At 66.4% G+C, this 21,928-nt stretch carries 22 protein-coding genes; 14 read left to right on the plus strand and 8 right to left on the minus strand.

The genetic code is table 11. From position 1 onward, the window contains the following. The first annotated feature begins 69 nt into the window (after window positions 1-69). The 9 genes from LV476_RS10480 to LV476_RS10520 all read left to right on the plus strand — a co-directional run bounded on the left by LV476_RS10480 (window position 70) and on the right by LV476_RS10520 (window position 10,006). Window positions 70-1,014: a hypothetical protein gene (locus LV476_RS10480; protein ID WP_250075930.1), complete on the plus strand. Its 945-nt coding sequence runs from the start codon at window positions 70-72 to the stop codon at window positions 1,012-1,014. A 401-nt stretch (window positions 1,015-1,415) separates the two neighbouring features. Next, entirely contained in the window at window positions 1,416-3,116 is a 1,701-nt protein-coding gene (locus LV476_RS10485; RefSeq protein WP_250075932.1) for an acetolactate synthase 3 large subunit, read from the plus strand. Window positions 3,117-3,129: 13 nt separating this feature from the next. Next, a complete protein-coding gene (gene ilvN, locus LV476_RS10490) occupies window positions 3,130-3,630 on the plus strand; it encodes an acetolactate synthase small subunit (RefSeq protein ID WP_250075934.1) in 501 nt (166 codons plus the stop codon). A gap of 55 nt (window positions 3,631-3,685) precedes the next feature. Next, complete coding sequence (gene ilvC / locus LV476_RS10495) at window positions 3,686-4,702, plus strand: ketol-acid reductoisomerase (protein WP_250075936.1); 1,017 nt, start codon at window positions 3,686-3,688, stop codon at window positions 4,700-4,702. Between the two features lie 43 nt (window positions 4,703-4,745). Beyond that, a complete protein-coding gene (pssA, locus tag LV476_RS10500; RefSeq protein ID WP_250075939.1) occupies window positions 4,746-5,525 on the plus strand; it encodes a CDP-diacylglycerol--serine O-phosphatidyltransferase in 780 nt (259 codons plus the stop codon). Window positions 5,526-5,760: 235 nt separating this feature from the next. Beyond that, window positions 5,761-7,308 carry a 2-isopropylmalate synthase gene (locus tag LV476_RS10505; RefSeq protein ID WP_250075941.1) on the plus strand — a complete coding sequence of 516 codons (1,548 nt, stop codon included), beginning with the start codon at window positions 5,761-5,763 and terminating at the stop codon, window positions 7,306-7,308. 16 nt (window positions 7,309-7,324) lie between these two features. Further along, window positions 7,325-7,870 carry a hypothetical protein gene (locus tag LV476_RS10510; RefSeq protein WP_250075942.1) on the plus strand — a complete coding sequence of 182 codons (546 nt, stop codon included), beginning with the start codon at window positions 7,325-7,327 and terminating at the stop codon, window positions 7,868-7,870. Further along, entirely contained in the window at window positions 7,867-8,337 is a 471-nt protein-coding gene (rimI, locus tag LV476_RS10515; protein ID WP_250075944.1) for a ribosomal protein S18-alanine N-acetyltransferase, read from the plus strand. The genes LV476_RS10510 and rimI overlap by 4 nt, the downstream gene beginning before the upstream one ends. A gap of 67 nt (window positions 8,338-8,404) precedes the next feature. Next, window positions 8,405-10,006, plus strand: a complete 1,602-nt coding sequence (locus tag LV476_RS10520) for a peptide chain release factor 3 (RefSeq protein ID WP_250075946.1) — start codon at window positions 8,405-8,407, stop codon at window positions 10,004-10,006. Window positions 10,007-10,025: 19 nt separating this feature from the next. Here the strand turns inward: LV476_RS10520 and LV476_RS10525 are convergent, their stop codons facing one another. Then, window positions 10,026-10,739 carry a hypothetical protein gene (locus tag LV476_RS10525; protein ID WP_250075948.1) on the minus strand — a complete coding sequence of 238 codons (714 nt, stop codon included), beginning with the start codon at window positions 10,737-10,739 and terminating at the stop codon, window positions 10,026-10,028. Window positions 10,740-10,898: 159 nt separating this feature from the next. Between LV476_RS10525 and LV476_RS10530 the strand changes: the two genes are divergently transcribed. Beyond that, window positions 10,899-11,765 carry a rhodanese-like domain-containing protein gene (locus tag LV476_RS10530; RefSeq protein ID WP_250075950.1) on the plus strand — a complete coding sequence of 289 codons (867 nt, stop codon included), beginning with the start codon at window positions 10,899-10,901 and terminating at the stop codon, window positions 11,763-11,765. A 6-nt stretch (window positions 11,766-11,771) separates the two neighbouring features. Here LV476_RS10530 and gluQRS read toward each other — a convergent pair whose 3' ends face one another. Further along, complete coding sequence (gene gluQRS, locus LV476_RS10535) at window positions 11,772-12,683, minus strand: tRNA glutamyl-Q(34) synthetase GluQRS (protein ID WP_250075951.1); 912 nt, start codon at window positions 12,681-12,683, stop codon at window positions 11,772-11,774. Window positions 12,684-12,812: 129 nt separating this feature from the next. Between gluQRS and LV476_RS10540 the strand changes: the two genes are divergently transcribed. The 3 genes from LV476_RS10540 to LV476_RS10550 all read left to right on the plus strand — a co-directional run bounded on the left by LV476_RS10540 (window position 12,813) and on the right by LV476_RS10550 (window position 17,096). Further along, window positions 12,813-14,804, plus strand: a complete 1,992-nt coding sequence (locus LV476_RS10540; RefSeq protein ID WP_250075953.1) for a lytic transglycosylase domain-containing protein — start codon at window positions 12,813-12,815, stop codon at window positions 14,802-14,804. Window positions 14,805-14,830: 26 nt separating this feature from the next. Next, window positions 14,831-16,381 (plus strand): exodeoxyribonuclease I, encoded by a 1,551-nt coding sequence (gene sbcB, locus LV476_RS10545; protein WP_250075955.1) that lies wholly within the window; start codon window positions 14,831-14,833, stop codon window positions 16,379-16,381. Between the two features lie 79 nt (window positions 16,382-16,460). After that, window positions 16,461-17,096, plus strand: coding sequence for a CBS domain-containing protein (locus tag LV476_RS10550; RefSeq protein ID WP_250075957.1), 636 nt, complete (start codon window positions 16,461-16,463; stop codon window positions 17,094-17,096). Between the two features lie 15 nt (window positions 17,097-17,111). On the opposite strand, the gene LV476_RS10555 is transcribed toward LV476_RS10550, so the two are convergent. Further along, on the minus strand, window positions 17,112-17,528 hold the full coding sequence (locus LV476_RS10555) for a CZB domain-containing protein (RefSeq protein ID WP_250075960.1): 417 nt from the start codon (window positions 17,526-17,528) through the stop codon (window positions 17,112-17,114). A 90-nt stretch (window positions 17,529-17,618) separates the two neighbouring features. Next, window positions 17,619-18,374 (minus strand): HAD-IA family hydrolase, encoded by a 756-nt coding sequence (locus LV476_RS10560; RefSeq protein WP_250075961.1) that lies wholly within the window; start codon window positions 18,372-18,374, stop codon window positions 17,619-17,621. Window positions 18,375-18,455: 81 nt separating this feature from the next. Between LV476_RS10560 and LV476_RS10565 the strand changes: the two genes are divergently transcribed. After that, window positions 18,456-19,265 carry a BPSS1780 family membrane protein gene (locus LV476_RS10565; protein ID WP_250075962.1) on the plus strand — a complete coding sequence of 270 codons (810 nt, stop codon included), beginning with the start codon at window positions 18,456-18,458 and terminating at the stop codon, window positions 19,263-19,265. A 93-nt stretch (window positions 19,266-19,358) separates the two neighbouring features. Here LV476_RS10565 and LV476_RS10570 read toward each other — a convergent pair whose 3' ends face one another. The 4 genes from LV476_RS10570 to wrbA form a co-directional block, all read right to left on the minus strand. After that, window positions 19,359-19,841, minus strand: a complete 483-nt coding sequence (locus tag LV476_RS10570; RefSeq protein WP_250075963.1) for an FKBP-type peptidyl-prolyl cis-trans isomerase — start codon at window positions 19,839-19,841, stop codon at window positions 19,359-19,361. Between the two features lie 104 nt (window positions 19,842-19,945). Next, on the minus strand, window positions 19,946-20,767 hold the full coding sequence (gene galU, locus LV476_RS10575) for a UTP--glucose-1-phosphate uridylyltransferase GalU (protein WP_250075964.1): 822 nt from the start codon (window positions 20,765-20,767) through the stop codon (window positions 19,946-19,948). Further along, on the minus strand, window positions 20,767-21,213 hold the full coding sequence (locus LV476_RS10580) for a DUF2069 domain-containing protein (RefSeq protein WP_250075967.1): 447 nt from the start codon (window positions 21,211-21,213) through the stop codon (window positions 20,767-20,769). The genes galU and LV476_RS10580 overlap by 1 nt, the downstream gene beginning before the upstream one ends. Continuing rightward, window positions 21,213-21,803: an NAD(P)H:quinone oxidoreductase gene (gene wrbA / locus LV476_RS10585; RefSeq protein WP_250075969.1), complete on the minus strand. Its 591-nt coding sequence runs from the start codon at window positions 21,801-21,803 to the stop codon at window positions 21,213-21,215. The genes LV476_RS10580 and wrbA overlap by 1 nt, the downstream gene beginning before the upstream one ends. Window positions 21,804-21,928: the final 125 nt, after the last annotated feature.

Consider the following 21,928-nt stretch of genomic DNA (forward strand, 5'->3'; position numbering starts at 1 on the left):
TGTCAAAGAAAGACGATAAAAAGAACGACAATAAAACGACAAAATATCTTGGCAAGGGAGTGATGAGTCATGGGGAAAACCGGTTCGTTCCGCCTGCTGCTTGCGGGCAGTTTCTTGATGGGTCTTCTGTTTTCCGGTCTGGTTCGGGCCGAGTACCAGCCATTCGTCGAGGCGGCCCCGTTCGCCGGGGATGTCGATGCGGCGGTCGCGGCTGCGCGCGAGAAGCTCGGTAACGAGGGATTCGATGTGGTCGGGGAATATGCCCCGACCGAGGGCGTGTATGTGCTGGTCGTCAGCAGCGAGGCGCTGCGCAAGACGGCCTCCCGGAGCAAGCGAGGTGGCTACGGCGCCGTGGTCAGCGTCGCCTTCGAGCAGACCGATGCTCAGACCCGTATCAGCTACCAGAACCCGCAGTACGTCGCCCACGGGTATCGCCTCGAGGGCAGCCACGAGGCGGCCTTCCAGGGGCTGGCAGGTGCGCTGGGCGCCAAGGGCTATTTCGGCGCCGAGCCGATCTCGAAGGCGAACCTGCGCACCTACCAGTACGCCTTCGGTCTGGAAACGTTTGCCGACTCGGTCGACCTGGGCAGCTTCAGCAGCTTTTCGGCAGCCGATCGCCAGATCACCGAGCGCGTGAAGAGCGGCGAGCTGGGCACCGAACTGGTCTACCGCGTGGAAATTCCGGGCAAGAACCAGATTGTCTACGGCGTGGCGATGCAGACCGATGACCCCAATGCCCACGGCGCGGCACTGGTGCAGGCTGTCAACAACGAGGCGCCGCGCGGCTACGCGTTCCTGCCGTACCCGGTTCTCCTGGACGGCAACGTGGCCGAGACGCTGAACCTGCGTTTCCGCATGGCGTTGTTCTTCCCCGACCTGCCGATGATGGGTGGCGATGCCTCCTTCTTTAAGCTGCGTTCCGCTCCGGATGCCATCAACGACCTGCTGATTGCGGTCGTCGACGGCAAGATCGAGAAGGAAGAACGCTCAGGCGGCGGGTTCGGTACCTTCTGACTGTTGTCGGCATTCGCCACCATGCCCGTCCGGCCGCGCCCCGTGGTCGGACGAAATGCGTCCAAAGTGGTGAAATCTGTCGAATAACACGTTATATTGCCCAGTCTACGATTGAGACCGCCGGGCCCTAACGGGCGCAACCGCGGTTGATGGCAGCCTGTCCGGCCGGCGATGATCTCGCCGCCTGGGCGGGCTGCCGTCGTCATGGGCTGCGTTGATCGCGTTGCACTCTGTGCTTTCGAGCAAACTCAATGAGAAGTGGATGACCATCCGGGAGCGGTTCCCGGATGCGGGGACGGTTTCCCCGAAATCGGACGATCGTTTGTGCGGCGCGTCCGCCGTCGAGCCGATCGTCAAGCCATTAGTCAGTGAAACGCGCAAGTTTCGAGGTGAGTACTCTCGTGGAATTGTCCGGCGGTGAAATCCTGGTCGAGTGCCTCAAGTCGGAAGGGGTCGATACGGTCTTCGGCTACCCCGGTGGGGCGGTCCTTCACATCTACGATGCCCTGTTCCAGCAGGAAGAGGTCCAGCACGTACTGGTGCGCCACGAGCAGGGCGCGGTCCACATGGCCGACGGGTTTGCCCGGGCGACGGGCAAGCCGGGTGTCGTGCTGGTCACGTCCGGTCCGGGCGCGACCAATGCGGTGACCGGTATCGCCACGGCGCACATGGATTCGATCCCGCTGGTGGTCTTCACCGGCCAGGTCCACAGTGCGCTGATCGGCAACGACGCCTTCCAGGAAGTCGACAACGTCGGCATCACGCGTCCCTGCGTGAAGCACAACTTCATGGTCAAGGACGTCAGCGAGATGGCCGAGACCATCAAGAAGGCGTTCTACGTCGCGACCACCGGTCGCCCGGGCCCGGTCGTGGTCGACATCCCCAAGGATGTCACCGACCCGAAGGTGAAGATCCCGTTCGAGTACCCGGAAAAGGTCGCGATGCGTTCCTACCAGCCGAGCGAGAAGGGGCATTCCGGGCAGATCCGCAAGGCGGTCGACCTGATCGTCAACGCCGAGCGGCCGATGATCTACACCGGTGGTGGCGTGGTCCTCGGCCGGGCCGGCGACGAGCTGACACACTTCACGCAGAAGCTCGGCTACCCGATCACGCAGACGCTGATGGGCCTGGGCGCCTACCCGTCGAGCGACAAGCAGCACCTGGGCATGCTCGGCATGCACGGCACCTACGAGGCGAACATGGGCATGCACCATTGCGATGTCCTGATCGCCATCGGTGCGCGCTTCGACGACCGGGTCACCGGCGATCTGTCCAAGTTCTGCCCGCACGCGAAGATCGTCCACGTCGACATCGACCCGTCCTCGATTTCGAAGAACGTGGTCGTCGACGTGCCGATCGTCGGTGCGGTCAAGTCGGTCCTGACCGAGATGATCGAGCTGGTCAATCAGGCCGGCGGCGCCAAGAAGACCAAGGAACTCGAGGCCTGGTGGGACCAGATCGAGCAGTGGCGCGGCATGAAGTGCCTCGACTACAAGTGGTCCGACGAGATCATCAAGCCGCAGTACGTGGTGCAGAAGCTGTGGGAGGTCACGAAAGGCGACGCCTTCGTCACCTCCGATGTCGGCCAGCACCAGATGTGGGCGGCGCAGTACTACGGCTTCAACAAGCCGCATCGCTGGATCAACTCCGGCGGCCTCGGCACGATGGGCTTCGGCCTGCCGGCCGCGCTGGGTGCCAAGTGGGCGCACCCCGACGAGGAGGTCGCCTGCATCACCGGCGAGGGCAGTATCCAGATGTGCAGCCAGGAGCTGTCCACGGCGCTGCAGTACAACCTGCCGGTCAAGATCATCAGCCTCAACAACGGCTATCTCGGCATGGTTCGCCAGTGGCAGGAGTTCTTCTATTCGGGCCGCTATGCGATGAGCTACATGGAGTCCTTGCCGGACTTCGTCAAGCTGGCCGAGTCCTACGGCCACGTCGGCATGCGCATCGAGAAGCCGTCCGACGTCGAGGGCGCGCTCAAGGAGGCGTTCGCCATGAAGGACCGGCTGGTCTTCATGGACTTCCAGACCGATCCGGAAGAGAACGTCTACCCGATGGTCCCCGCCGGCGCGGGCCTCAACGAAATGATCCTGGTGTGAGGGCGGCCTGACTATGCGACACATCATCTCGATCCTGATGGAAAACGAGGCCGGCGCGCTCTCCCGGGTGGCCGGGCTGTTCTCGGCACGCGGCTACAACATCGAGTCGCTGTGCGTGGCACCGACCCATGACGAATCCCTCTCGCGCCTGACGCTGGTGACCAGCGGCGACGAGCAGGTGATCGAGCAGATCGTCAAGCAGCTCAACAAGCTGATCGACGTGGTCAAGGTGCAGGACATGGCCGACACCGCGCACATCGAGCGCGAGCTGATGCTGGTCAAGCTGCAGGCCTTCGAGGCCGTGCGCGAGGAGGTCTACCGCCTGGCCGACATCTTCCGGGGCCAGATCATCGACGTGACCGAGTCCAGCTACACCGTGCAGCTGGTCGGTCCGGGTAACAAGCTGGATGCCTTCATCGAGGCGCTCGGCTCGATCCCGGTGGTCGAGATCGTGCGTTCCGGCGCGCTGGGCATCTCCCGCGGCCCGCGCGGCATGCTGGTTCCCGAGGTCTGAGCTTCGACCCCGAATTCCGTAATTTCCGAATCAACAAGACTGGAGTGACATCACCATGCAGGTTTACTACGACAAGGACTGCGACCTCTCCCTGATCCAGGGCAAGAAAGTCGCCATCATCGGCTACGGTTCGCAGGGCCACGCCCACGCGCTGAACCTCAAGGAGTCGGGTGTCGAGGTCGCGATCGGCCTGCGCGCCGGTTCCGGCTCGCAGAAGAAGGCCGAGGGTGAAGGCCTGACGGTCAAGACCATCGAGGAAGCCTCCGCCTGGGCCGACGTGGTCATGGTGCTGGCGCCGGACGAGAACCACGCCGAGATCTACGCCAACCAGATCGAGCCGAACCTGCGTGAGGGCGCGACCCTGGCGTTCGCCCACGGCTTCTCCGTCCTGTACAACCAGGTCACTCCGCGCAAGGACCTCGACGTGATCATGATCGCGCCGAAGGCCCCGGGTCACACCGTGCGTTCCGAGTTCGCCCGTGGCGGCGGCATCCCGGATCTGATCGCGATCCACCAGGACGCGTCGGGCAAGGCCAAGGACATCGCGCTGTCCTACGCCTCCGGCGTCGGCGGTGGTCGTACCGGCATCATCGAGACCACCTTCAAGGACGAGACCGAGACCGACCTGTTCGGTGAGCAGGCCGTACTCTGCGGCGGTACCGTCGAGTTGGTCCGTGCCGGTTTCGAGACCCTGACCGAGGCGGGCTACCCGGCCGAGATGGCCTACTTCGAGTGCCTGCACGAGCTCAAGCTGATCGTCGATCTCATGTACGAGGGCGGCATCGCCAACATGAACTACTCGATCTCCAACAACGCCGAGTACGGCGAGTACGTCACCGGCCCGAAGGTGATCAACGAGGAGTCCCGTCAGGCGATGCGCGAGGCGCTGGCCAACATCCAGAACGGCGAGTACGCCAAGCGCTTTATCAACGAGGGGGCACTGAACTACCCTTCAATGACGGCCCGCCGTCGTCAGGATGCCGAGCACCCGATCGAGCAGGTCGGCGAGCGTCTGCGCGGCATGATGCCGTGGATCAGCGCGAACAAGATCGTCGACAAGTCCCGCAACTGATCGCGGGGCCCATCGCACGAGGCAATCCCGGGAGGGGCAGAGCATGGATCACGAAACGCAGACCGAGCAGCAACCGAGCGAGGCTCAGGCGGCGCGTCGGCGGCGCAAGGCGATCTATCTCCTGCCCAACCTGTTCACGACCGGCGCCCTGTTCGCCGGTTTTTTCGCGATAGTGATGGCCGTTCAGGGCGACTTCGTCCCGGCCGCACTGGCCGTGTTCGTCGCGATGATCCTCGACGGGATGGACGGCCGCGTGGCGCGGATGACCGGCACCGAGTCCGAGTTCGGCGTCCAGTTCGACTCGCTCTCCGACGTGGTTTCGTTCGGCATCGCGCCGGCACTGATCGTCTATCTCTGGAGCCTGCAGGGCATGGATGACCGCTGGGGCATGCTCGGCGCGTTCGTCTTCGCTGCGGCGGCCGCCATCCGTCTGGCACGCTTCAATGTCCAGGTGGAGACGGTCGACAAGGGCTACTTCGTCGGGTTGGCCTCGCCGGCCGCGGCAGCGGTGCTGATGGGCATGGTGTGGTTCTTTGAATCGCACGGACTGGCGTTCAACGAGCAACAGGGCTGGGTGTGGGTGATCACGATCACCACCGGTCTGCTGATGGTATCGAGCTTCCCGTACTTCAGCGGCAAGCGACTCTCGCCACGGCTGCGGCTGTCGTTCCTGAGCCTGCCGATCGCGATCCTGGTGTTCGTGCTCGCGGTGCGGGATTTCGCCCTGACGGTCTGGGTGCTGGCAAGCGGCTACGCGCTGTCGGCTCCGCTATGGGCGCTGAGTCGCGGCTTGCGTCGTCGGCTTGCCTCGCGGCGCTCTTGAATCGCGGTCCGGCCGTCGTTACCTTTGCCTCATGAGCAGTCGTTCTCACGCAGCCCGTTATCCCCTCCCGGCCACCGTTTCGGTGGTCGGGCTGCGTTGCGTCTGCCTGTCGCTGCTGCTGCGACTGCCCCGTTGGGGCATCTGACATGAGGCCTGGCGAGGCGATCCACGCGACCACCGACTAGAAATGACATGCCGACGGGACGACCCGGCGGTGATACCTGAGGTTTTTGCCATGAGCAGCAGTGACTCCTTGATCATCTTCGACACGACGCTTCGCGACGGCGAGCAGAGTCCGGGCGCGTCCATGACGCGTGACGAGAAGCTGCGCATCGCCCGTCAGCTGGAGCGACTGGGCGTGGACGTGATCGAGGCCGGCTTTGCCGCGGCGAGCGAGGGCGACTTCAACGCTATCCGCACCATCGCCGAGCACGTCCAGCATTCCACCGTCTGTTCGCTCGCTCGCGCCGGCGAGAAGGACGTGCGCCGTGCCGGCGAGGCGGTCTCGCCGGCCCCGAAACGCCGCATCCACACCTTCATCGCCACCAGCCCGATCCACATGGAGAAGAAGCTCCGCATGACGCCGGACGAGGTGGTCGGTCACGCGGTGAACGCGGTCAAGATCGCGCGCGAGTACACCGACGACGTCGAGTTCTCCGCCGAGGACGCGGTGCGCTCGGACATGGACTTCCTGGTGCGGGTGTTCGAGGCGGTGATCGAGGCTGGGGCGACCACACTGAACGTACCCGACACGGTCGGCTACGCCACCCCGGACCAGTGGGCCGAACAGATGGCGACCCTGATCGACCGGGTGAAGGGCTCGGACAAGGTGGTCTGGTCGACGCACTGCCACAACGATCTCGGTCTTGCGGTGGCCAACTCGCTGGCGGCGGTCCGTTCCGGCTTCCGCCAGGTCGAGTGCACCATCAACGGTCTCGGTGAGCGGGCCGGCAACGCCGCGCTCGAGGAAGTCGTCATGGCGACCCGCACCCGTCAGGACGTCTACGGCGTGTCGACCCGGATCGATACCACCCAGATCGTGCCGACCTCGAAGCTGGTCTCGACCATTACCGGTTACCCGGTGCAGCCGAACAAGGCAATCGTCGGTGCCAACGCCTTCGCTCACGAGTCGGGCATCCACCAGGACGGCGTGCTCAAGCACCGCGAGACCTACGAGATCATGCGCGCCGAGGACGTCGGCTGGTCGACCAACCGCCTGTCGCTCGGCAAGCTCTCCGGGCGCAACGCGTTCAAGAGCCGCCTCAAGGACCTCGGCGTCGAGCTCGAGAGCGAGGAGGCGCTCAACGACGCCTTCCGCCGCTTCAAGGAGCTCGCGGACAAGAAGCGCGAGATCTTCGACGAGGACATCCAGGCGCTGGTCTCCGAGGTCTACGACGAGCAGGAGGAGGCCTTCCGCCTGGTCTCCCTGCACGTCTGCTCCGAGACCGGCGAGACGCCGGAGGCCACCGTTACCGCGTCGATCCGCGGCGAGGAGATGACCGCCACGGCGACCGGGGCGGGCCCGGTCGATGCCGCGCTGGCCGCGATCGAGAAGATCGTCGCCTCGGGCGCCAACCTGCAGCTCTACTCGGTCAACAACATCACCAGCGGCACCGATGCCCAGGGTGAGGTCAATGTCCGTCTGGAACGCGCCGGACGTATCGTCACCGGACAGGGCGCGGATACCGATATCGTGACCGCCTCGGCGAAGGCCTATCTCAACGCCGTCGAGCGGCTCGAGCATCCGCCCAAGCGCGCTCACCCCCAGATGGGTGACGTGTGAACGGTCGCGCCTAATCATGGGATTGCGGGTCGACCGCGAAGCGGCATTGAGCTGGCTCGGCATCGAGGGTTACCGGCCTAGTGGCCGGGTCCCGCTGCCGGCCGGTAGGCGCGGCGTGGACGCGGTCGAACTCGATGCGCATCCGGCAGCGTATGCCGATGAGCTGCCTGTCGACGCTGGTCCGGGTATCGACCCGGTCGAATCGGCCGATGCGCCGGCTCAGCCGGTAGCAGCCGACACACCGGCGTCGACTAGGCCAGCTGTCGCACCGCAGGCCGCAGCGGCTGCTATCCAACCGGAGTCGACCGGCAAGGAATCGGTCCAGCAAGAGTCTCCCGCGGCCTCGCCGGCGGACGGATTGAGCGTCGCGGCCGGGTCGCCTCACCGTGCGCTGGCCGAGGCGATCGGTCGGGTGGCCGGGTTGGCCTGCGAAACGGGCGAGGGCGATCGGCTGACCCTCGCTGGCGAAACCTGGGAGCTGTCGACGCTGGCGGGCGACGGGCAGGCCAAGCGGCGCCTGTGGCGGGCCCTGGCCGCGCGCTCGCGTCGGTCGCGCACATGAGCGTCGCGCCGGCCGAACGCCCGAGCTGGGACTGGGCGGCGCTGGCCGTCGAGGACCTGCCCGAGGTGCTCGCCATCGAGGAGGCTGCCCACCTGTATCCCTGGAGCGAGGCGGTGTTCGAGGAGTGCCTGCGTGCCGGCTATCGGCTCGACGGCGCCTTTCGACATGGCGAGCTCGTCGGCTACTCGGTGGTCATGGCGGTGCTCGACGAATGGCACCTGCTGAATCTCTGTGTCGAGCCGACGATCCAGCGATCCGGGGCCGGCCGGTTTCTGCTCGAACGAGTGATCGCCAGCGCTCGGGCGGCCGAGGCGAGCTGCGTCCTGCTCGAGGTGCGTGCGGGCAACCACGCTGCTATCGGATTGTATGAGAGCGCCGGCTTCGCGGATATCGGCCACCGAAAGGCGTATTATCCGGCCCCAAGCGGACGCGAGGATGCGCGCGTGATGCGTCGCCTGCTGTCCTGATCACGTTTTACCGGCTCGCCGCCGTTACCGACGCGGCGCGGCGAGCGACTGCCTATTCCGAGAATTCATGAGCACCACTCCCGAAAACGATTATTCCAGCCGCCGGACGTTTGCGATCATTTCGCACCCCGACGCGGGCAAGACCACCATGACCGAGAAGCTGCTGCTGTTCGGCGGCGCGATCCAGCTCGCCGGCACGGTCAAGGGCAAGAAGTCCGGGCGCCACGCCACTTCCGACTGGATGGCGATGGAGAAGGAGCGCGGTATTTCGGTGACCTCCTCGGTGATGCAGTTCCCGTATCGCGAGCGGATCGTCAACCTGCTCGATACCCCGGGGCACGAGGACTTCTCCGAGGACACCTACCGCGTGCTGACCGCGGTGGATTCGGCGTTGATGGTGATCGACGCGGCCAAGGGCGTCGAGGCGCGCACCATCAAGCTGATGGAGGTCTGCCGCCTGCGCACCACGCCAATCATGACCTTCGTCAACAAGCTTGACCGCGAGGGTCGCGATCCGCTGGAACTGCTCGACGAGGTCGAGACCGTACTCGACATCCGCTGCGCCCCGGTGACCTGGCCGATCGGCAGCGGCAAGCGCTTTCGTGGCATCTACCACATCGCGCAGGACACCACCTACCTGTATGGCACCGCTGACGGCACCCGCGATCAGGCGGTCGAGGCGATCAAGGGGCTCGACAACCCGGAGCTTGACGAGCGTATCGGCAGCCAGGCGGACGAGCTGCGTGACGAGATCGAACTGGTGCAGGGGGCGGCCGACGAGTTCGACCTTGAGGCCTATCTCAACGGTGAGCAGACGCCGGTGTACTTCGGCTCGGCAATGAACAACTTCGGCGTGCAGTCGCTGCTCGACGATTTCGTCGAGTATGCGCCGGCGCCGCAGCCACGCGAGGCGACCGGCCGTACCGTCGACCCGTCGGAAGACAAGTTCACCGGCTTCGTCTTCAAGATCCAGGCGAACATGGACCCGCAGCACCGCGACCGGATCGCGTTCCTGCGCATCTGCTCGGGCGAGTTCCGCCGCGGCATGAAGTCACATCACGTCCGGCTCGGCCGTGACGTGAAGATCCCGGATGCGCTGACCTTCATGTCCTCCGATCGGGTGCGGCTGGAGACGGCCCAGGCCGGCGACATCATCGGCATCCACAATCACGGTACGGTGCGCATTGGCGACACCTTCACCGAGGGCGAGAAGCTTGCCTTCACCGGCATCCCCAACTTCGCCCCGGAATTGTTCCGTCGGGCGCAGCTCAAGGATCCGCTCAAGTCCAAGCAGTTGCTCAAGGGGCTCTCGCAGCTCTGTGAGGAGGGCGCGACCCAGCTCTACCGGCCGATGACCAACAACGACCTGATCCTGGGCGCGGTGGGCGTGCTGCAATTCGACGTGGTCGCCCAGCGCCTCAAGGACGAGTACAAGGTCGATTGCCGCTTCGAGGCGGTCAACGTCAACACCGCCCGCTGGGTGGAATGCGACGATGCCAAGCGTTTCGAGGAGTTCAAGAACAAGAACCAGGCGAACCTGGCCCTCGATCACGCCGGCGATCTGGTCTACATCGCCCCCACCCGGGTCAACCTGCAGATGGCGCAGGAGCGCTGGCCCGAAGTGCGCTTCCTCGCCACCCGCGAGCACGGCGACTACAGCACGGACTGACCGCGCTGACTCGCGTCCGTCAGGGGGCGTTGCCGCTGGTCTGGGTCACCGTGCCGGCAAGCAGCCGGTCGAACTGACCCGGGTTGATGTACTGGAACAGCTCCTTGTCGCCGGGTTCGACCGTGATCAGCAATCCCTTTTTCGGGTAGAGCCACAGTTCGGCTGGGGGCTCGTCCTCGTCGCGACCGTCCGCCAGTGTCCGGACTTCGGCCGGCTCCCCGAAGCGACGGGTGATCAATTCCCTGTCGTAGTCGGCGCTCGGGGCGTAACTGATCGAGCGGATCGGCTTTTCCTGCGCTTCCAGCAGTGCTTCATCGGACATCGACAGCTTGCGCGCCCCCGACGGCGTCGGGTCGGCGATGCGTGACTGCTCGGCCCAGCGTTCCAGCGTGGCGGTGTCGACCTCGGCGATCAGCACCACCTTGGCGGTCAGCGGCCCGACGGCCATCTGGCCGAAGTAGGCCTCGAGCGTGATCGGCTCGTCGGGTTTGGTGAACATCGCCAGGTCCGCCTTCTGGCCGTACAGGCGCTTGAAGTCGAGCAGAGTGGATTCGCCGAGGGTGACACCGAACACCGAGACGTGCCCGTGATCGTTGATCTCGATATCCCAGGGCAGGAATGCGTGTTCCGGCGGGGAGCGGTCGCAGCCGGTCAGGACGGCGACGGTCAGCAGGGCGGAGAGCAGGCCTCGGACGGCTCCGGGCAGCGGGTGATGAGTCAGCAGGCGGGGCATGGCGGTTCCCGAGTGAAATGGGGTGGAGGGCAACGGCCCGAGCCGGGATTTAATCAGCCCCCAGCAGGCGGGGCAAGTCGTGAATGTATTGCCTTGCGCCGGGCGAGAAGAAGGCGGTATGTTGCCGGTATTCGGATTGTCAGATGAGGGAATATACGCATGGCGTACACAGGGATGGAAGGCCGTAATGTCAGGCGGCGCAAAAGGGCGATGACCGGCCGCCTGATCGGGACCGCGATGCTGGCCGCCACGCTCGCGTGGCTGTCGCCGTCGGCCTGGGCCACCGAGGACTTTCCGCTGCGGGAGAAGTACGAGTCGGTCGGTCTGCAGCCGATCGAGACGGCCGAACTGGCCGAAACCCTCGATTCGGTCACCGTGGTCGACGCGCGCTCGACCTACGAATACGAGACGCTCCACATCAAGGACGCCCGATCCGTCCCGCTCGCCTCGGCATCCTTCAATGCCACGGTGAAGTCGCTGGCGGAAGCCTCGGGCCAACCGCTGGTGTTCTACTGCAACGGGGTGACCTGCTCGGTCTCCTACAAGGCGGCGATCAAGGCCCGGGAAGCCGGGCTGTCCCGCGTGCGGGTCTACGATGCGGGCGTCTTCGCCTGGGCAAAGGCCCATCCGGAGCACACCACGCTCCTCGGCGCGCCGCTGGAAAGCGCCGACCGCCTGATCGCCGACGAACAGTTCCAGTCGCATCTCTTGCCGGAAGACGACTTCTATGGCCGTATCGTGGCGAGCACCGATCCGCTGATCGTCGATATCCGCAGCCAGGAGCAGCGTCAGGGGGTGTCGCTGTTCCAGATGCGGGACCGGCACGTGCCGCTGACCACCGGTAACCGCGAGTTGAATGGGCTGGTGCAGACGGCCATGCGCGAGGGGCGGCCGATGTTCTTCCTCGACGCCACCGGCAAGCAGGTGCGTTGGCTGCAGTACTACCTCGAGGCGCAGGGCGCCGAGGACTACTGGTTCCTCGAGGGCGGCGCGCGCACCCTCTACGAGAGCATGGGGCTCAAGTAGGCCGCGTCACGTTGGGGCGGCGGGCAGCGGGTGGCGCTGTCGCCACTCCCCGATCCAGCGGTCCAGTCGCTCGCTGATCGAGGCGCCGCTCGTGGCCTGGAGGCCGAGAACGGCCGCCGCGACGTCGAGGTTCGCCGCGGCCTCTCGGTTGTCCAGTGGCCGGGCGTGATTGGTCTTGCTCAGCTTGCGGCCGTCCGGGCCGTTGACCAGCGGCAGGTGGAAGTAGCCGGGTGCTGTCAGGCCGAGGGCCTCGGCCAGCTCGACGTGCAGCGGGGTCAGTTCCGCCAGGTCCTCGCCGCGGACCACCTGGGTGATGCCCATCGCGGCATCATCGACCACATTGGCGAGATGGTAGGCGATCGGGCCGTCGGCACGGCGGAGGACCGGATCGCCCACCTCGGCGGCGAGTCGTTGGCGGATGGAGCCCAGCCGCCGGTCGGCAACCCGGCGCTCGGTGTCACCGACACGGAATCGCAGGGCATGGCGCTCGTCCTCGGCGGCCGGCTTCTCGCGGCAGAAGCCCGGATAGACCGGACCGATCGCACCCATCGTCTGGCCGTGTTCGGCTGCCCAGGCCCGCAGATGGGCGCGGGTGCAGCCGCAGCGATAGACTCGTCCGGCCTCAGCCAGTTGTTCCAGTGCTTCCTCGTAGTGATCCCGCCGACGGCTCTGGAAGATCACGCTGCCATCGGGCTTGAGTCCGTGAGCCTCGAGCTGGGCGAGGATGGCATCGATGGCCTCCGGGCGGCTGCGCGCTTCATCGGTGTCGTCGATGCGTACCGACCAGCGCCCGCCCTGGGCACGGGCATCGAGAAAGCTGCCCAGCGCGGCGACCAGCGAGCCGGCGTGCAGCGGCCCGGACGGGGTCGGGGCAAAGCGGCCGTGGTAGCGGTCCTGGGACGGGGGCGTGCTGGTCATCTCGGTTCGGTCGGTTATCGATTGCGTTGACGAATGGATAATGTCGCCAAGCGACGAACTCAAGGCCTTTTTCGGCATCCTACACGGGCCCGTCCAACCACCGTCATCCGAAAGCGTAAAGTGATGCCCATGTCCGCCCCCCTGTCGTTCCCACTGCCGCGTCTGCTCCGCTTCCTGCCGATGCTGCTCGTCGCCCCGATGTTCGTGGCGTCGGTCGACGCGGTTGGCGCCGCATACCTGCAGGGCGAGCCGCCGGCGGGACTGGCGGCCGGGCTGGAGGCCATCGAGCGACACGATCGAGCCGGATTCCGTCTGGCGCTAGAAACGGTCGAACGCCAGACGCATGGCGAATCGATCCGGCTCTATCTGCAGACGCGCTGGCTGCTCGAACGGGTCGACGAGGAGCCAGCCGCCGTCGCCGCGCAGTTGCGCGAGCACCCCCAGGACCCGTTGGCGCCTCTTCTCAAGCGTCGCTACCTCGACCACCTTGCCGAACAGGAGTCCTGGGGGCAGTACCAGCTGGTGTTCGAGCGCGCGCCCGAGATCACGGCCGGCACGCGCCGGCAGTGTGCCTACTGGGAGGCCGAGCTCGCGCTCGAGGGAACACTCACCGGCGATCAGGCCGACGAGGCGCTGGCGGTATGGCAGCAAGGCCGCAGCCAGCCGGAGGCCTGCGACCCGGCCTTCGCCTGGCTCGAGTCCAACGACTATCTGGACGCGGCCGCCTACCGGGCGCGTATCCGGGCGGCGGTAACGGCGGGTCAGGACGGACTGGCCCGCTACCTGGTTCGGCGTGGGCCGACGGGGCTAGTCGCCTATCGCGATCGTTGGATCGCGCTGCGTGATCGGCCGGCCACCGCCGTGGCCGAGCGCATCGAGGCCGAGGGTGACGCCGAGGCGATCACCCAGGGGCTCTTGTGGCTGGCCAAGAAGGATCCGGCCCGTGCGCGTGAGCTTCTCGAACGAGCGTCCCGCCTGGAGCTGGTCGATGACGAACAGGCCGGGTCGGTGGCACGACTGGCGGCTCTCAAGGCGGCCTACCGCTACGAACCGCAGGCCTACGAGTGGCTGCGCGAGGTACCGCTCTCGGCGCGCGATCACGAGGTCTGGACCTGGACGGTGCGCTCGGCCCTGCGTCACCTCGACTGGTCGCGGGTAAAGCGGGCGATCGACGCCATGCCCGAGGAGATTGCCGCCGAGCGCGAATGGCGCTTCTGGCGCGCCGAAGCGGATCACCGCCTTGGCCAGAAAACGGCGGCCCGCCAGGCCTGGCGCGAGCTGGCCGAGACGCCCGACTACCATGGCTTTCTTGCGGCCGATCGTCTCGGGATCCGCTATCCGCTTCCGGCGGAGGCCATCGAGCCCCCGCAGCCGGCCGACGAGGCCGTCGCCGATCTGGAGGGTCGGCCGTGGCTCGCGCTGGCGTTCGCGTTGCAGCGGCTGGATCGCCCGGAGGACGCCCGCCGGCTGTTCGAGCACGCGCTGGACAATGTGGCCGACGAGCGTCTTCCCGCGCTGGCCTGGCTGGCCGACCAGGCCGGCTGGGCTGATCGTGCCTCCGTAGTGCTCGCCCGCATGAAGGCCTTCCACGATCCCGAATGGCTGGCGGCCCGGTACGCGACGCCGTATCGTTCCCTGGTGGAGGCGCAGGCGGAACGACAGGCCATCCCGCCGGCGTGGGTGTATTCGGTCATGCGGCGTGAAAGCCTGTTCATGCGCGACATCGGTTCCGGCGTGGGCGCGCAGGGCCTGATGCAACTGATGCCGGCGACCGGGCGCTGGATCAACCGGCAGGCCGACCTGGGCCTCGCGCCGCTTCGCCTGACCGACCCCGGCACGAACATCGCCCTCGGGGCGGCCTATCTCGGTCACATGGCGGAGCGCTTCGACGAGCGCTACCCGCTGGCCATCGCCGCTTACAATGCCGGTCCGGGGCGGGTTCGGGACTGGCTGCCCGAGGTGCCGCTGCCCGGTGATGTCTGGGTGGACACGATCCTGTTCGACGAGACGCGGGCCTACGCCCGGGCGGTGCTGGCCGGGATGGTGATCTACCACTGGCGTCTGACCGGCCGGCCCGAGCGCCTCGGTACGCTGCTGCCGGTGATACCGTCAGCGGACTGATTCCACGTCATGCCAGGGAGCCGGCTTTGTCTGTCACCAGTGCACCACCCAGTTTTCTCTTTTTCGACCTCGAGACCACCGGCGCCGACCCGGCCTTCGACCGGCCGCTGCAGTTCGCCGCGATCCGCACCGACATGGCATTGCAGCCGATCGGCGAGCCGGTGGTCTGGTACGCCCGCGTGCCTGAGGATTGCCTGCCGCACCCCGCGGCGGTGATGACCACCGGCATCCTGCCGGATGCCCCGGAACTGGCCGGGGCCGACAGCGAGGCGAACCTCGCCAACCGGATCCATCGGCTTGTCAGTCAGCCGAATACCTGTGTGGTGGGGTTCAACAACCTGCGCTTCGATGCGCCGATGCTGCGCTTTCTCTTCTGGCGCAACCTCATGGACCCCTACCGTCACGAGTGGGCCGACGGCAACAGCCGTTTCGACGTGCTCGACGCTGCCCGCGCGTATCGTCTGCTGGTGCCGGGTGCGCTCAACTGGCCGGTCGGCAGCGACGGTCGGCCGACCCTGCGGCTGGCCGAGCTCTCGGCGGTCAACGGGCTGACGCACGAGCACGCGCACGACGCGCTCTCGGACGTGGAGGCGACCATCGACCTGGCCCGCCGGCTGCGCGAGGCAGATACGGCGCTCTGGGAGTACCTGCTGGCCGCCCGGGACAAGCGACAGGTGGCCCGACTGATCGACTCGCCCGATAGTTCGCCGTTTCTGCACGTCTCGCCGCGGCTGCCGGCGCGCGTCGCCTCGGCGTCGATGTTCTGCTCGTTCGGTCAGGTCGACGGCAACCGCAATCGACGCGAATGCTGGGACCTGCGCTTCGACCCGCTGCCGTGGCTGGATCTTGACGCCGAGGCCTGGGCCGAACGGCGGTTTCTCAAGAGCCCGCCCGAGGATGCCGAGCGCGACTGGGACGAGCTGCGCCTCCCGATAAAGTCCATCCATCTCAACCGGGTGCCGGTGGTGTTGCCGGCCGACGCGCTCGATCGTGAAGGCGTCGCCCAGCGCATGGTCATCGACCGGGAGCGGATCGCCCTGCATGCCGAGCGATTCCGTGAGCACCTGCCGGCGTTAAGGGAGCGGCTGATCGGCGCGCTCGAGCTGACCGAGGGCGAATTTCCGCCCAAGCCGGTCGAGCAGTCCCTCTATGCCGGGTTTGTCCCCCCGGCCGATCGTCGTCATATGGATGACTGGTGGCAGCGGGCGCGCTCGCTTGGCTCGCGGCAGGAGGCGATCGATCATGCCCGCGATCTCATGGCCTGGTCGTTCGAGGACGATCGCCTGCCCGAACTGGTGGAGGGGTTCGTGGCCCGCAACCTGCCCGAGGCCCTGGACGCCGCGGGCAGGGAGCGCTGGCACAGGAGGCTGGTCGATCAGCTACGCCCCGGCCAGGCGCAGGAGGGGGATCCGTCCGCTCGCGACTTCCCCGGTCTGCGTGCCGAGCTGGAGCGGCTGGAGCACGATGAGCACTGGTCGGTCGAGCAGCGCGCATTGCTGGAGCCCTACCGGCGGTGGCTCTCGGAGCGAGAGCGCGAGGTGGGGTCGGGGGTGCCGAATGGTCAGGGAACGGCCTAGCCGGCGTAGGGTCAATTACTTGGCTCAAGTTGTGCCGGTATGGGGCCGATAACCTCGAAGTACAGATGAGGAAACTGCCATGAGTTTTACGGTCTTCGGGCGTGGGGTGAGCGATCCCGTGACCATCGACGAGGCGACGTCGCCGGGATTGCTGCGGCCGCCCATGATGGTCGAGCCGGTTCGCGCCGTACGGGAAGACCGGGGCGGGACCTCCTTCCAGCGGGGCGCCCGCGGCGGTGCTGGCGCCGAGCGGCTGCGTGCCTATTACGAGGCGTCGGGGGCGGTCAACCGGGAGCCGGCGCCGGTGTCCCTGGCCGAGCAGATCATGTCGAAGCCGCCGATCACCATCGGCATCAACGATACCGTCGGGCGGGCCCGTGACTTGATGGCCGACCGTGGCATCGGCCTGCTGCCGGTGATGGGGGATGACGGACGGATCGAGGCGATCATCACGCGGGGGGATATTACCCGGCAGCGGATTCGCTACACGGATCTGGCCAAGATGCCGGTGGGAGCCATCTCGCGTTTCGAGGTCCTCACCGCCGGCCCCAAGACGAACATCCGCGAGCTCGCCCGGGTGCTGATCGACCAGGACATCCGTGGCATGCCGATCGTCGACCAGGGCGAGGATCCGCCGCGAGTGATCGGCGTGGTCACGCGCAGCGACATCCTGCGCGCACTGATCAACTACGCGCCGCTCGAACTCTGGCTGTAGCCGCGTTCTGACCGCTCAGTCGGTCTGGCGATGGGCGAGCAGGCAACTGTCGCTGTAGGCGTCGCGCATCAGGTTGAAGCAGGTCGCCAGGAACAGGCTCTGCAGCTCGACGAACTCGTCGAAGGATTCGCGTTCCGCCTGCTCCCCACCTTCGGCGCTCGTCAGCAGCGTGTCCGCCGACTTGTGCATCTTCACGTGCAGCTGGTGGACCTTGTCGAACTCGGCCTGTCGTCCCGGCGGGGCACCATGGCTTTCCAGGAACCGACCAAAACGGCACTCGTGCTCGCTCAGGGCAGGGCGGGGCGTGCGATAGAGCAGCACCGCCATGATCCGCGAGTACCAGTCGAAGTGCCAGTACGTGACTTCCTCGAAGCCGTCGATGAAAGCCTGATAGTCGAATTGCTCGGACCAATCCGGGGTGGGAGCGCTCATGAGGGGCCTTTACTCGGGCGTGGATCGTGAATTCAGTCTAGGCGATTTGCTCGCCGCCCGACAGGGGCGGCACGCGAGGTGCCGGTCGAGTCACCGCTCGAGCAGGCCCTTGAGGTAGCCCAGGTCGATCACGCCATGCTCGGGCGCCGGCCCGGCGAGGGTCTCGGCGGGTTCGTTCGGCTCGCCCAGATCCGTGTGCACCGCGATCGCGCCGTCGAAGTCGTCCCCGGCGGTGTAGTCATTGACTGTGACGATCACCGGCACGTCGGCATCGCGCGCCGAGCGCACGCCGTTGGCCGAATCCTCCAGGGCGATCGTCTCGTTCGCCGACAGGTTCATCTGCTCGAGGGTGTAGTGGTAGATGTCCGCCGCCGGCTTCTTGGCCGGGACGATGTCGCCGGCAGCGATCAGCTCGAACCAGTCGGGGCTGTCGTCCCCCAGCGTTGCCTTCAGAAGGCCGGTGACGTTCTCCGGCGTGGTGGTCGTGGTGATGGCCAGTCGCACTCCTGCCTGGCGGGCCTCGGCGATCAGGCGAGCCACGCCGGGGCGCAACGGGATCTCGCCCTGACGCAGCAGCTCGAGATAATGAGCCGTCTTGGCCTTGTGCAGGCCGGCGATCCAGACCGTGAGGTCGTCGACGTCGGGAACTTCCGGTGCCCAGCTGTCGATGAAGTAGCGGATGCGTTCCTTGCCGCCGGTTACCGCCAGCAGTTCGCCGTAGGTGGGCACGTCCCAGTGCCAGTCGAGTCCCGCCTCGCGGAAGGCGAGATTGAAGGCCACGCGATGGCCGTCACGTTCGGTGTCGGCCATGGTGCCGTCGACGTCGAAAAGAATGGCTTGCAGCATGCAGGGTTCCAACTTTGGTTACCATTGTGTCCGTTCCCGTGGAACGGGGGACATGAATCAAAACGAACGAGAGTCTACGCAATGCGCAAACGACCGGCCAGTTCCGGCGCCCGCTGGATCGCGGGTGGCTGGCAGCTTCTGAAGACACGGCCCGGCCTGGTCATCGGCAGCGTCCTGCTGATGTACCTGCTTATCTTCCTGACCAGCTTCGTGCCGTTGATCGGCATGGGCGCCGGCTACCTGCTGGCGCCACTGCTGGGCGGCGGCGTGATCATGATCTTCGTCCGGATCGCCCAGATACTCGAGCGGGCCGAGGAAGAGCCGCTGGCCCGCGAGCAGCCGATCGGCTTCGACCTGCTCTTCTCCCAGTTCTCGAACGGGGCGCCATGGCGCACGTTGCTGGCGCTGGGTGGCGTGACCATCCTGGTGAATCTCGCGATGCTGCTCCTGGTCGCCGGCTATCTGGCGGCGGCCATGCCGGAAGGAGGGATGGCGGCGCTGAACAATCCCGAGATCAGCGACAGCGAGAGGGCGGCCAAGCTGCTGCCGGTCCTGACGTCCGGCGCGGCGATATGGCTGTGGCTGCTGGTGATCGGCCTCTACGTGGTCTACCTGTCGGCCATGCTGTTCGCCATCCCACGCGTCGTGCTGGCGGGTGACACGGTGCGAGGGGCCCTGTCCGCCAGTTTCCGTGCCGTGTGGTTCAACTGGGTGCCGATGCTGATCTTCGGCCTGATCTGGCTGGCGCTGTTTATGACGGTGCCCCTGACGGTGGGCCTGAGCGCGATCCTGCTGGTGCCATGGGGTTGGGCGGCCATGTACGCGGCGTATGTGTCGATCTTCCCGAGAGCGGAGGGTCAGCCGGAGGAGTCGGACCAACCGGTCGGCTGATCCGCGCCGGTCGGGCACAAAAAAGGCAGCGCCGTGGCGCTGCCTTTTTCGTATCCGCCGCGGCTGACGCGACGGGAGTCCGGTCGGTGCGGATCAGTGCTCGTGACCGCCCGGGCCGTGGACGTGGCCGTGCTCGATCTCTTCCTCGGAGGCCGGGCGCACGTCCTTGACCTCGACGTCGAAGTGCAGGGTCTCGCCCGCCAGCTCGTGGTTGCCGTCGAGGGTGATCTCGTCGCCGTTGACTTCCTTAATGGTCACGACGGTGACGCCGCCTTCGGTCTGTGCCTGGAAGCGCATGCCCGGCTCGATTTCGTCGACGCCCTGGAACATGGAGCGCGGCACGGTCTGGATCATTCGCTCGTCGCGCTCGCCGTAGGCTTCTGCCGGCTCGATGCTGACGGTGAAGCTGTCGCCGACCGACTTCTCTTCCAGCGCCTTTTCCAGACCCGGGATGATGTTCTGGTGACCGTGCAGGTAGGCCAGCGGGCCGTTCTGCTCGGAGGTGTCCATGACTTCACCGGCATCGTTTTTCAGGGTGTAGTCGATGGAAACGACGTGGTCGTTTTGAACTTGCATTGATTTGCCTCACGTGGACGGCTGTGGATTTGGGGTAGCCTCCCGAACCCGCCTGCGACAGAAGGTACGCGGGGAGGTTCCCCGCACGCGGGGGCGTGAGATGCCTAGCGCGTGCTGAGGTGATAGAAGTGGTTAGTGGCGGCGACGAAGCCCGATGGGCTGCCGCAGTCGAAGCGCCGTCCCTTGAACCGGTAGGCGACCACCTTGCCTTGTTCAGCCTGTTCGCGCAAGGCGTCGGTGATCTGGATCTCGCCGCCAGTCCCCGGCGGGGTGCGGCGCAGGATGTCGAAGATATCCGGCGTGAGGATGTAGCGACCGATGATGGCGAGGTTGCCCGGCGCCTCGTTGGCAGAGGGTTTTTCCACCATCTCGCTGACCTGGATGACGTCGTCGTCGATCGGCGTGCCACCAATGACACCGTACTTGTGGATGTCCTGTTCCGGGACTTCCTCGACGGCGATCACCGAGCACTGATGACGCTCGTAGATGGTGGCCATCTGGGCCATGATGCCGACCGGCGATCCCACGCACAGGTCGTCCGCCAGTACCACGCCGAACGGGTCGTGACCGACCAGCCGTTCGCCGGTGAGGATGGCGTGCCCGAGACCCAGCATTTCCAGCTGGCGGGTGTAGGAGAAGGTGCAGTTCTCGATCAGGCGGTCGATCGAGGCGAGCATGGACTCCTTTTTGGTGCCGCGGATCTGGTGCTCGAGTTCGTAGTTGACGTCGAAGTGGTCTTCGAGCGCGCGCTTGCCACGGCCGGTGACCATGGCCATCTGCGTCATGCCGGCTTCGAAGGCCTCCTCGACGCCGTACTGGATCAGTGGCCGGTCGAGGATTGGCAGCATCTCCTTGGGCATGACCTTGGTGGCGGGCAGGAAACGGGTGCCGTAGCCGGCGGCGGGGAAGAGACACTTCTCGATCATCACGAATCCTCTGCGTTTGATGTTGGCTGTGCGTTCAATGGTGACTGGGTGTCGGCGTGCCGGCGGCGAGCGCGACCCTTGAGTGTGCGGCGGCGCTGGATGCTGTGCCACCACGCGGCGAGAAACGCGACCGTGGCCGCGACGGCGATCAGCAGGTGCCAGCCGCGGTTGGCGGCTGCCGCCCAGGCGTCGGTGCTTGCGACAAGGAGGTAGAACAACGCGAACAGGGCGGCCCAGACCATGGTCTTGTAATGGCCACGCCATAGTCCCGGCAGCACCGCGACCGCCGGGAGAAGCAGAAGGCCGGTGGTCACCAGGCCGGGACGGACCTCGGCTTCACCGCCGAAGGCGATCACCCCGTAGCCGGCGACCACGACCAGCAGGCTGGCGGCCATCAGTCGCAGCGGCCACAGCGGGAGCCCCTCGGCGGTAGTCGCGCCGCGCATCAGGCCAATTGCCTCGCGATTTCGGCCACCCGGGCGCCCAGGGCGCGAGTCAGGTCGCGCTCGTCCCGGCTGAGCTGAGGGTGGTCGTTGGCGGTATGGCTTGCGCCATACGGGGTGCCACCGGTCTGCGTATGGACCAGGGCGGGGTGCTGGTAGGGAATGCCGGTGATCAGCATGCCGTGATGGAGCAGTGGCACGATCATCGACAGCAGCGTGGTTTCCTGGCCGCCGTGCATCGACCCGGTCGAGGTGAAGACCGCCGCGGGGCGTCCGGTCAGTTCGCCGCGGAACCAGAGCCCGCTGGTGTCCTCGAGAAAGCGCTTGACCGCCGAGGCCATGCCGCCGAAGTAGGTCGGGCTGCCGAGCAGCAGGCCGTGGCACTCGCGCAGGTCGTCGACGTTCACCTCCGGGTCGCCCTCGGTCGGTTGCTGGCCGTCGGGGCAGGGGATGCGGCGCAGGCGGGCGGTCATGCCCTCGACCTGCTCGACGCCACGGGCAGCCTGCCGGGCAAGGGCCTCGGTGTTGCCGCTTCGGCTGTAGTAGAGGATGAGAATGTCCACGCGGGGGTCCGGGTTCGGATTTCGCGGCATCGGGTTGATCGGTCGAGCCAATTCGGTTGCCGCCCGTCGAGTTTAGCAATAACCTCGCCCTGAGGGTGGTCTGTCACCCCGTGCCGAGCGGCCTGCCGGGCGACATCGTTTGCCGGCGACCGGAA

The sequence above is a fragment of the Guyparkeria hydrothermalis genome (assembly GCF_023555385.1).
Taxonomy (GTDB): domain Bacteria; phylum Pseudomonadota; class Gammaproteobacteria; order Halothiobacillales; family Halothiobacillaceae; genus Guyparkeria; species Guyparkeria hydrothermalis_A.

Excerpts from the sequence above, each read along its gene's own strand:
- LV476_RS10555 (WP_250075960.1), bottom strand. The coding sequence starts at position 17,528 with ATGAGCGCTCCCACCCCGGATTGGTCCGAGCAATTCGACTATCAGGCT.
- LV476_RS10550 (WP_250075957.1), top strand. The coding sequence starts at position 16,461 with ATGAGTTTTACGGTCTTCGGGCGTGGGGTGAGCGATCCCGTGACCATC.
- LV476_RS10540 (WP_250075953.1), top strand. The coding sequence starts at position 12,813 with ATGTCCGCCCCCCTGTCGTTCCCACTGCCGCGTCTGCTCCGCTTCCTG.
- ilvN (WP_250075934.1), top strand. The coding sequence starts at position 3,130 with ATGCGACACATCATCTCGATCCTGATGGAAAACGAGGCCGGCGCGCTC.
- LV476_RS10480 (WP_250075930.1), top strand. The coding sequence starts at position 70 with ATGGGGAAAACCGGTTCGTTCCGCCTGCTGCTTGCGGGCAGTTTCTTG.
- LV476_RS10565 (WP_250075962.1), top strand. The coding sequence starts at position 18,456 with ATGCGCAAACGACCGGCCAGTTCCGGCGCCCGCTGGATCGCGGGTGGC.
- LV476_RS10525 (WP_250075948.1), bottom strand. The coding sequence starts at position 10,739 with ATGCCCCGCCTGCTGACTCATCACCCGCTGCCCGGAGCCGTCCGAGGC.
- LV476_RS10570 (WP_250075963.1), bottom strand. The coding sequence starts at position 19,841 with ATGCAAGTTCAAAACGACCACGTCGTTTCCATCGACTACACCCTGAAA.
- rimI (WP_250075944.1), top strand. The coding sequence starts at position 7,867 with ATGAGCGTCGCGCCGGCCGAACGCCCGAGCTGGGACTGGGCGGCGCTG.
- ilvC (WP_250075936.1), top strand. The coding sequence starts at position 3,686 with ATGCAGGTTTACTACGACAAGGACTGCGACCTCTCCCTGATCCAGGGC.
- wrbA (WP_250075969.1), bottom strand. The coding sequence starts at position 21,803 with ATGCCGCGAAATCCGAACCCGGACCCCCGCGTGGACATTCTCATCCTC.
- gluQRS (WP_250075951.1), bottom strand. The coding sequence starts at position 12,683 with ATGACCAGCACGCCCCCGTCCCAGGACCGCTACCACGGCCGCTTTGCC.
- LV476_RS10510 (WP_250075942.1), top strand. The coding sequence starts at position 7,325 with ATGGGATTGCGGGTCGACCGCGAAGCGGCATTGAGCTGGCTCGGCATC.
- LV476_RS10505 (WP_250075941.1), top strand. The coding sequence starts at position 5,761 with ATGAGCAGCAGTGACTCCTTGATCATCTTCGACACGACGCTTCGCGAC.
- pssA (WP_250075939.1), top strand. The coding sequence starts at position 4,746 with ATGGATCACGAAACGCAGACCGAGCAGCAACCGAGCGAGGCTCAGGCG.
- galU (WP_250075964.1), bottom strand. The coding sequence starts at position 20,767 with ATGATCGAGAAGTGTCTCTTCCCCGCCGCCGGCTACGGCACCCGTTTC.
- LV476_RS10560 (WP_250075961.1), bottom strand. The coding sequence starts at position 18,374 with ATGCTGCAAGCCATTCTTTTCGACGTCGACGGCACCATGGCCGACACC.
- LV476_RS10530 (WP_250075950.1), top strand. The coding sequence starts at position 10,899 with ATGGCGTACACAGGGATGGAAGGCCGTAATGTCAGGCGGCGCAAAAGG.
- LV476_RS10520 (WP_250075946.1), top strand. The coding sequence starts at position 8,405 with ATGAGCACCACTCCCGAAAACGATTATTCCAGCCGCCGGACGTTTGCG.
- LV476_RS10580 (WP_250075967.1), bottom strand. The coding sequence starts at position 21,213 with ATGCGCGGCGCGACTACCGCCGAGGGGCTCCCGCTGTGGCCGCTGCGA.